Genomic DNA, 9,287 nt, shown 5'->3' on the forward strand with positions numbered 1-9,287 from the left:
CGATAAACCCAAAAGGTTTACGCTGAAACGGCCCTGAGCCGATCAAACGGGCCGCTCATGCGGCCCTTTGTGTTTGGAGCACTAGGCATTCAAACGCATAGTGCCTATATAACAAGAGACAAATCCTTCGGATTTGCTCACACACGATAAACCGCCCGGCGGTTCACGTGGTTAACGCAAGCCGCTAAGCGGCTTGCTTCGTCGAGACGAACTGCAAAGCAGTCCGCTCGAGGGCGGACAAACCGCAAGCGGTTTGCTCGGATGGCGCGGGGTGGAGCAGCCCGGTAGCTCGTCAGGCTCATAACCTGAAGGCCGCAGGTTCAAATCCTGCCCCCGCAACCAAATCTCTATCAAGTCCCACATCCGTCGACTTTCCGGTATCCCTCATCACATCATCCCCGAGATCTTATCGCTGGCCCGAAGACTGCCAGCTTCGCTCGCGATCGTAGCTCAGCGTCACCAGGACAATAACAGCAAGCCGCACGCGCAAATCCTGGTCCGCCCAACTTTGCAAAAACAGAGCTCCCAAGGCTGCTTATAGAGCCCCTGCCCAGGGGCTTTTTGCATTTCTATGCGTTGAAGCCGCAGCCTGCCATCAGGTCCTAAGTCGATGGGCTAAAGGCGGTGGCGGCCGCGACTGCACGCCACGGAAAAACAGGAAAATATTGCGCCTTACTTCAGTCGAAGCATTTTTCGGGTGGGCCGTGGCCGGTATCTCGGGTCATATGCGTCATTGTCAGCGGTGCAGCGAAATCGCCGCGATCGGACGAATAGAGACGGCTAAGACCGTGTCGAAATCCGATCTGGCGCAAGTGAGAGGATACCGACATGACCAAGACAGCGCGAGGTGCACAGAAGGATTATGTCCATAAGATCGTGAACTCACCCGTCGGCAAGTTGAAGCTTGTCGCCAGCCACGCGGGCCTGGCGGCGATTCTCTGGGACAACGACCGGCCAAACCGTGTTCGGCTGAACATTGTCGCGGAGCATGAGAATCATCCTGTTCTCGTAGAGACGGAACGGCAGTTGCAGGAATACTTTGCCGGCAAAAGACAGGTGTTTGATCTGCCGCTCGATTTTGCCGGCACGGAATTTCAAAAGAAGGTATGGCAGGCGCTGCTCACCATTCCCTTCGGGGAGACTCGCTCCTATGCCGAGATTGCCGCGCAGATCGATGCCCCTAAGGCCATACGGGCAGTCGGTGCAGCCAATGCCAGAAATCCGATCTCCATCATCGCGCCATGCCATCGGGTTATCGGATCGGCCGGTGACCTGAGGGGATTTGCCGGCGGTCTGGAGCGGAAGACCTATCTTCTGGAATTTGAAGGCTCTGAAACAAAAACCTTCGATTTTGCAGCATAACGATTAAGGGCGTCAGCCTGATAAGAAATTGATTCGATGCTAATAAAAAACAGCCCGCTTGTCGAACCAAGCGGGCTGTTCTTGTTTTAGGCCTCAGTCATCAGAGCGCAGCCGGACCGGGATTCCCGATCCAGCGATCGGTTGTCTCAGCCTTCAAGCCACTTCACCTGCTCCGGCGTCAGCTTGATGTCGAGCGCCGAAAGGCTGTCTTCCAACTCGGCGATCGTGCGCGGGCCGATCAGCGGGATGACGGGGAAGGGCTGGGCGACGACATAGGCGAGCGCGATGTGGATCGGGTTGCGGCCGAGCTTCTGTGCCAGTGCGATCGCCCGGTCGCGGCGGCCGAAGTTGCGGTCGGAATACCAGACGCGGACCAATTCCTCATCGCTGCGCTTGTCGCGGCCGGCGCGATCGGTGAAGAAGCCGCGGCCTTGGCTCGACCAGGCGAAGTTCGGGATCTGCTTGGCATTCAGCCACGCCTTCCATTCTTCGTCCGAGGCGGCGATGCATCCGGCCCATATCGGATCGAGCATTTCCGCCAGCGAGAAATTGTTGGAAAGTGCCGCCGGCGCCGACTTGCCGTTCTTTTCGGCATAGGCGATCGCTTCGTCGAAACGTGCGCGCGTCCAGTTCGAGCCGCCGAAGATGCCACGAATGCGGCCAGCTTTGACCTCGGCATCCATCGCATCGACGAATTCCCCGACCGGAATGGCCGTATTGTCGCGGTGCATGAAATAGATGTCGACATAATCGGTCTTCAGCCGGTTTAGCGACTGGTCGAGCTGCTTGGCGATCATGTCCGGATAGCAGAGCGGCGAATGCGCGCCCTTGCCGATCAGCACGATCTCCTCGCGCGGAACCTTGCGGCTGGTGTGCCAGTCGCCGAATATGCTCTCCGTCTTGCCGGCGCCGTAGACATAGGCCGTGTCGAAAGCATTGCCGCCGGCCTCGTAGAAGGCGTCGAGCGTCAGCGAGGCGGCTGCAAAATTCGGGAAGAATTCGAAGCCGAGCGTGACGATCGAAGCCGGCTTGGCAATGCCGGGAATGCTGCGCTTCGGAATGCTGTTGCCCATGGTAACGGATGCCCCGGCGATGTTCGTCGTCCGCCGCGTCGCCTTCTCGACCTCATATTCAAGACCGACGGTCGCGCGCCATTGATCAAGAGCGCGCAGGTTTCCGATCGAATCGGCCCAGTTGATGCCCGGATAGGCGAATTCCGTCTGGTCGGCGCGAATGGCATCGCCCGCGGCGTCGACTTCAAAGGAATAGAGCCAGCGGTCTTCCCGGACCTCGATGATCTGCGTTTCTGTGCCCTTGATGAGCTCGATCTTGCCGACGCCGCCCTTGTGGCCGGAGGCGAACCAGAAATCCTTGACTTCCAGCCGGCCGTCCGAGCCGATGATGCGCAGCGTATTGTCCTGATTGGCCATGATCGAGCAGGAGACTTCGGCGATGATGTTGTTCGGGAATTTCAGCACTGCCGAAGCCCATTCGTCGACGCCGGTCTGGCCGAGATGGGCGACACCGAAGACTTTTTCCGGATCGAGGAACGGCTTGCCTTCAACGGCGCCGGCAATCAACCTGGCCATCGATACCGGATAGCCTCCGACATCCAGGATGCCGCCGCCGGCCGTGTCGTTGGCGAACAGCCGGTGTTCCGGCTTGACCGTGCCCATGTTGAAGCCGAAGGAGGAGCGGATGATGCGGATCTCGCCGATCACCCCGCTTTTCACCAGTTCGATCAGCTTCGCCGTCTGTGGATGCACGCGGTACATGAAGGCTTCGCCGGCGAAGACGCCGGCCTTCTTTGCTTCGTAATAGATTGCCTCGGCATCATAGGCGGACAGCGCGATCGGCTTTTCGACGAGGACATGCTTGCCGGCACGGATCGCCTTGATGGCCCATTCGGCATGGCCGGTATGGGGCGTGGCGATATAGATGGCGTCGATTTCCTTGTCGGCCAGCAGCGCCTCATAGCCGTTCACGATGCGCGCGCCGGGGAAGTTATCGCCAAGACCCGGCTTGTCCGGATTGCGGCTGGCGATGGCCACTAGTTTGCCGCTGCGGGAGTGAGCGACGCCTTCGGCAAAAGTCTGTGCGATCCTGCCGGGGCCGATGATGCCCCAGCGGATGGGTGTTTCGGTCGTCATGAATTGGTCCTTTCCTAAATCTGCATGCTGTCTTGGGAGTGGCGGGACTTGGGAGCGGTAGAATTGGGGAGCGGTAGAACGGGGGAGCTGTGGGAAAAGGGCGCCTACCGCAATCGGTTGCCGGCGCTGTCGAACAGGAATGTCTTGGCTGCGGAGAGTGCTACGGTCAGCGTGTCACGATTGTTGGTGTTGCGGGATTCCTCCCGCTCGATGACGATCTGCTCGCCACCGGCGATGTTGGCGTAGATGTAGCTGGTATTGCCGAGATGTTCGGCGACATCGACATCGACGGCTACATCGATATCGCCACGGCCGGCCTCAAGAAAATGTTCGGGCCGGATACCGAGGGTCACTATCTGGCCGGCTTCGACCTGAGCCGTGGTGATCGGCAGCGACAGACGGACTTCGCGCTGATTCTTGAGGGCCACCGTTACGTGGCTATCCTGCTTGGCAACGATTTCGGCCGGCAGGAAATTCATCTTCGGTGATCCGACGAAACCGGCGACGAACTGGTTGGCGGGATCGTCGTAAAGGTCGAGCGGCGCGCCGATCTGCTCGATATTGCCGCCGCGCAGCACGACGATCTTGTCGGCCAGCGTCATCGCCTCGGTTTGGTCGTGGGTCACATAGATCATCGTCGTGCCGAGTTTCTTGTGAAGGCGCGAGATTTCGACGCGCATCTGCACGCGCAGTTCCGCGTCGAGATTGGAGAGAGGCTCGTCGAACAGGAAGATTTGCGGTTCGCGCACGATGGCGCGGCCGATGGCGACGCGCTGGCGCTGGCCGCCGGAAAGCTGCTTCGGCCGGCGCTGCATCAGTTCGGTGATCTGCAGGATCTCGGCCGCCTGCTTGACGCGGCGTTCAGTGTCCGCCTTTGGGTTGCCGTTCATGCGCAAGCCGAAATTGAGGTTCTGCTCGACGGTCAGATGCGGATAGAGCGCATAGGACTGGAAGACCATGGCGATGCCGCGATCGGCCGGCTCCATATCGTTGACGACGCGGCCGCCGATCTTGAGCTCGCCGCCGGTGATGTCTTCGAGACCGGCGATCATACGCAGCAGCGTGGACTTGCCGCAGCCGGATGGGCCGACGAAGACGACGAATTCGCCGTCCTTTACGTCGAGATTGGCGCCGTGGATGATCTCAAGAGTACCGTAGCGTTTGACGATATTGGTAAGGGACAGTTCAGCCATACGGATCTCCCGGAATTATTTGATTGCGCCGGCGGCAATGCCGGCGATGAAGTGGCGCTGCAGGAGAACGAAGATGATGAGGATCGGCGCCGTCAACATTACGGCACCGGCCATGATGCCGCCCCAGGACACCCTGGTGAGGCCGATCAGCGTCCCGAGCGCCACCGGCGCGGTCATCATTCCCGGTCGGGAGTTGATGAGCAGCGGCCAGAGGTAGTTGTTCCAGGAAGCCAGGAACAGGATGATGGCGAGCGCCGCCATGGTCGGCCGCGCTAAGGGCAGGGCGATGCGCAGGAAGATCTGCCATTCCTTGACGCCCTCGACGCGGGCCGCATCGAAGAGCTCACCCGGCATCATCGAGAAAGCCTGGCGCATGAAGAGAACGCCGAGTGAGTTGAAGAGCGGCGGTACGATCAGCGCAACCCACGTGTTCGCCAGCCCGAAATCGCGCGCCACCATGATGAACTGCGGGATTATGACGACGGAATAGGGCAGCGTGATCGTGCCGAGGATGATGCCGATGACGCCCGAACGGCCGGCGAACTGATAGCGCGCCAGAGCCCATCCGGCCATCGAGGTCAGCAGTACCGACAGGCAGGTATAGACGATGGCAACGACGATGGAGATCGTCATCGCGCCTATGAAATTAGTGTCGGCCTGCAGGTTCCGGACGTTGTCCATGAAACCCGTCGATGGTGTCAGAATGATGCCGGGGCTGAAAATGCCGTAGTCGGGCATGGTCGAGAAGACGAACATCATCCAGATCGGAAACAGCCAGATGATGGCGAGCGGCGCCAGCAGGCCGTGCAAGGCGATCGAGCGGATCAGAGTGGATTTGGACTTCGATTTCATTTCGGTTCGCGCCCCACCCAGAGATTGAGAAGAGATATGACCACGGCGAGCGCCGCCATCGTGTAGGCGATCGCCGAGGCATAGCCGAAGTTGGTCGACTGGAAAGCCTGGCGATAGAGCAGCAGGCCGAGCGTCTCCGTCCCGCCGCCGGGGCCACCTCTGTTGGTGATCAGATATGGTTCGGTGAAGAGCTGCATGGTGCCGATGACGGAGAGGACCACGCAGAACAGAATGATCGGTTTCAACAGGGGCAGGGTGATATGGATGAACTGCTGGAAGCGGTTGACGCGGTCGAGGGTCGCAGCTTCGTAAACATCCTCGGGGATCGACTGTAGCCCGGAAAGGATGATGATGGCGTTATAACCCGCCCAGCGCCAGGTGACGGCGATGATGATGAGCACCATTGCGGCATGCGATTCGGCGAACCACGACACCGGTGCGAAGCCGACCGTGCCGAGCAGCTTGTTGACGATGCCGAAGTCGACGTTGAACATCAGGCGGAAGACAGCGGCATAGGCTACCTCTCCAACGACGACGGGTGCGAAGAAAGCGAAGCGAAAAATGCCACGCGCCTTCAACAGCGGTGAATTCAGCAGCACCGCCATGACCGTAGCAAGCGTGATCATGACGGGTACCTGGACGATCAGGATGATCAGCGTGTTTTCAAGCGCGTTGTAGAAGGCCGGATCGCCGAACAGTCGCCCCCAATTGAACGACAGATGGTAGGTCCACGGATTAACTCGGGTGTTCTGGAACGAGATCAGGAACGAATCGATGATCGGCCAGACCCAGAAAGCGGCGAACACCAGAAGATAGGGTGCAAGGAACGCATAGGCGCTCCGGTTTCGCAACCGCATGGAAGCCTTCTCCTTTAAGCGCAGTGAAATGATGCGTGACGTCGCATCCCCGCCGCCCCCTAGAGCGTGACGCCGAAAAGTGTACGCGGTTTTCGGACGACGTCACGCCTTACTTCTTTGATTCTAAGAGCGGATTCAGATTTTAGGTCGAACAGACTTAAAATCGTCCGGCTCTGGGGCGGCGGGGATGCCGAGCGCGGCTTGGGATGCGCGCCCGGCAGTGTCACTCACTTCGCGATCGGCAGGCCTGTCGCCGAGGCGATCTGCTGGGCCGCATCGTCAAGCGCGGCCTTGCCGTTTGGATAGCCGCCGGCGAGGTATTTCGTCTGGACGGCCTTTATGACCTCATCGGCGTCACTGAAATACTGAGTGCCGGGGCTTGGGCGAATCTTCGGCAGGGTGGCGAGGATATCGGCCCAGACCTTCTGCCCACCCCAATAGGGCTGCGGCTGGTTGACGAAGGGGTCTTGAACTGCCGTCAGCAGCGACGGCACGAGCCCGAAGGACTTCAGCATGGTCACCTGGCCCTCATTGGTGCCAAGCGTATATTCAAGGTATTTCCAGGCGGCTTCCTTGTTCTTGGAGCTGCTGGCGATCGCGAGCGAAGAGCCGCCGAGATTGGCCGCATGCGGGCCATCGGCGGTCATGCTTGGCATCGGATAGACGCCCCATTTGCCGGCGAGATCCGGTGAAGTGGAGCGGATGGTACCCTCATACCAGCCGCCGTAGAGCTGCGATGCCACTTTGCCGGCAGTGTTCGCCTGGATTTTCTCGTTCCAGTTCGCCGCGCTCATCAGGCCCGCGTCCTTGATCTCCTTCACCTTGTCCAGCGCTTTCACGCAGGCCGGTTGGTTGACGGTGATGCTCTGGCTGTCATACGAAAAATAGCCGCAGCCCTGTTCGTTGGCGAGCATGCGGAACCACTCGGTGTCGCCGTTGAGATCGGCCTGCGTCATGATCACGCCCGGATTGGCGGCTGAGATCTTCTTGCCGGCGGCAATGAAATCGTCCCAGGTCTTGATCGTTGCGGGATCGACGCCCGCCTTTTCATAGAAATCGCGGCGGTAGAACATGGTGACCGGGCCGGAATCCCAGGGCATTGCATAGGCGGCATCGCCGACTTCGAGTTCGGCGCGCTTGAAGTCCGGGAACTGCTTCTTGAGCTGATCCGTGTAGCCGAGCTTCGTCAGATCGGTCAGGCAGTCCGGAAAGCGGTTCCAGAAGATCGATGCCTTGTGATTTTCGATCGACATGACATCGGGCAGACCGTCGCCGCCGGCGGCGCAAGCGGCCAGCATCTTGTCGAAGACCTGCGGGTTGCCGATGTCCTGAACATCGACCTTAATGTCAGGGTATTTTTTGTTGAATCCCTCGACCGTGGATTTCAGCGCCGACGCGGCGATGTTCCAGCTCCAGACCGTAATCGTGGTTTGTTCCGCATAAGCAGAACCGGAAGCAAGCAAGGCAGCAAGTGCCGCAGCTCCCGCGAGTTTTAAACGCATTGAAAATCCTCCCTTTTCAATTGCCGTCCTCTAGCGAACACGCTTAAACTAGCTGCCAATGCGCTTCTGTCTCCTAAAAAAGGAACATCGACTTGGCGGAAAGTAAGGTGGGTCATCGAGCGGTTTATCAGCCGGGTGCAAGCAGCATCGAAGGGCTGCCGACGACCCTGCAGATGTTTCATACCCATCCGCCGCTGATGGTGAAGCCGCATTGGCACGCGCAGGTCGAGGTGAATTACCTTATACGCGGGACGGTTCACTACCGTATGAACGACCATGAAATTCAGCTCCGCGCCGGCGATATCTGCGTGTTCTGGGGCGGGCAGCCGCATCAGATGGACGATTCGTCTGAGGATTCGATCTATGCAGGCGCGCATCTGCCGCTGGTGCACTTCTTCCGCATGCGCCTGCCGCTCGATATTTCCGGCCGTCTGATGCGAGGCGAGACCCTGGTCACCTCCGCGACGGATGCCGCCGACAACGAGAATTTCGCTCGCTGGTATCGTTATGTCCGTTCCGGCGATCCCGCCAAGGCCGAACACGCGGTTGCCGAATTGCTGCTGCGCCTGGAGCGCATCGCCTTCGAGCCCTATCGCATGCTGCCGGAAAAGCGGGAGCACCAGCCGAGCGAACAGATCCACCCGCAATCCTCGCCGAGCCTGGCGCGGATGTGCGATTTCATCGCCAGCAATTTCCTTGACGACATCGATACGGTCGATATCGCCAAGGCGGCGGATTTGCATCCGAAATATGCGATGAACCTCTTCAAGAAGTGCACCGGCATGACGCTCAGCAAATACGTCAACCTGCTGCGCCTTTCGCGCGCCCAGGCCATGCTGATGCGCGACGGCGCCAACGTGCTGCAGGTGGCGATGGACAGCGGCTTCGGCTCGATCAGCGCCTTCAACAAATCCTTCCGCCATATTGCCGGCATGTCACCTTCGGATTTTCGCCGCGACATGCGCATGGTTACGGCAATGAGCGTCGAAGGCGCCCAGCCCGCCCTGCGCCGGTCCGCCCCGCAATTCTAGAGCATTTCATGTTTTGTTTGAAGCGTATCCGGCATTGACAAGATAGTTGGTGCACTCGTCTGGATCGATTGTCTGGACGAGTGAGCCGAGATATCGCCAGGTGTCGTCGACGGTGCGCTTTTGCGCTTTTCGCATCCAATGCTTGATCTTGGCGAAGGCCTGCTCGATTGGATTGAGGTCAGGTGAATAAGGCGGCAGAAACCAGAGCCTTGCACCGGCGGCCTTGATCAACTGGCGTATCTGCGCGGATTTGTGGCTACCCAGATTGTCCATGATGACGATGTCGCCTGGTCGCAGCGTCGGGACGAGTTGTTGCTCGACATAGGCCTTGAAACATTGG

8 protein-coding genes and 1 tRNA gene are annotated in these 9,287 nt (G+C 59.3%); 3 read left to right on the forward strand and 6 right to left on the reverse strand.

What is annotated here, in order from left to right:
• Window positions 1–265: 265 nt before the first annotated feature.
• Both K290_RS0132725 and K290_RS0132730 read left to right on the forward strand, forming a co-directional pair.
• Window positions 266–342 (forward strand) — tRNA-Met (locus tag K290_RS0132725).
• A gap of 486 nt (window positions 343–828) precedes the next feature.
• Entirely contained in the window at window positions 829–1,362 is a 534-nt protein-coding gene (locus tag K290_RS0132730; protein WP_028755363.1) for a methylated-DNA--[protein]-cysteine S-methyltransferase, read from the forward strand.
• A 146-nt stretch (window positions 1,363–1,508) separates the two neighbouring features.
• Here the strand turns inward: K290_RS0132730 and K290_RS0132735 are convergent, their stop codons facing one another.
• From K290_RS0132735 to K290_RS0132755, 5 genes are all read right to left on the reverse strand, one after another.
• A complete protein-coding gene (locus tag K290_RS0132735; protein ID WP_028755364.1) occupies window positions 1,509–3,512 on the reverse strand; it encodes an aldo/keto reductase in 2,004 nt (667 codons plus the stop codon).
• A 104-nt stretch (window positions 3,513–3,616) separates the two neighbouring features.
• Window positions 3,617–4,705, reverse strand: a complete 1,089-nt coding sequence (locus tag K290_RS0132740; RefSeq protein WP_028755365.1) for an ABC transporter ATP-binding protein — start codon at window positions 4,703–4,705, stop codon at window positions 3,617–3,619.
• A 15-nt stretch (window positions 4,706–4,720) separates the two neighbouring features.
• The gene (locus K290_RS0132745; RefSeq protein ID WP_028755366.1) at window positions 4,721–5,557 is read right to left on the reverse strand and encodes a carbohydrate ABC transporter permease; all 837 of its coding nucleotides are present in this window, start codon (window positions 5,555–5,557) and stop codon (window positions 4,721–4,723) included.
• Window positions 5,554–6,414, reverse strand: a complete 861-nt coding sequence (locus tag K290_RS0132750; protein ID WP_028755367.1) for a carbohydrate ABC transporter permease — start codon at window positions 6,412–6,414, stop codon at window positions 5,554–5,556. Before K290_RS0132750 ends, K290_RS0132745 begins: the two co-directional genes overlap by 4 nt.
• 227 nt (window positions 6,415–6,641) lie before the next feature.
• The gene (locus K290_RS0132755; RefSeq protein ID WP_028755368.1) at window positions 6,642–7,916 is read right to left on the reverse strand and encodes an ABC transporter substrate-binding protein; all 1,275 of its coding nucleotides are present in this window, start codon (window positions 7,914–7,916) and stop codon (window positions 6,642–6,644) included.
• Between the two features lie 86 nt (window positions 7,917–8,002).
• Here K290_RS0132755 and K290_RS35685 point away from each other — a divergent pair, with 86 nt between their 5' ends.
• The gene (locus K290_RS35685) at window positions 8,003–8,947 is read left to right on the forward strand and encodes a helix-turn-helix domain-containing protein (RefSeq protein ID WP_051264283.1); all 945 of its coding nucleotides are present in this window, start codon (window positions 8,003–8,005) and stop codon (window positions 8,945–8,947) included.
• 6 nt (window positions 8,948–8,953) lie between these two features.
• On the opposite strand, the gene K290_RS0132765 is transcribed toward K290_RS35685, so the two are convergent.
• Window positions 8,954–9,287: IS630 family transposase (locus tag K290_RS0132765; RefSeq protein ID WP_028751606.1), on the reverse strand; the 334-nt coding region annotated here is incomplete at its 5' end.

It is taken from the genome of Rhizobium leucaenae USDA 9039 (genome assembly GCF_000426285.1).
Lineage (GTDB): Bacteria > Pseudomonadota > Alphaproteobacteria > Rhizobiales > Rhizobiaceae > Rhizobium > Rhizobium leucaenae.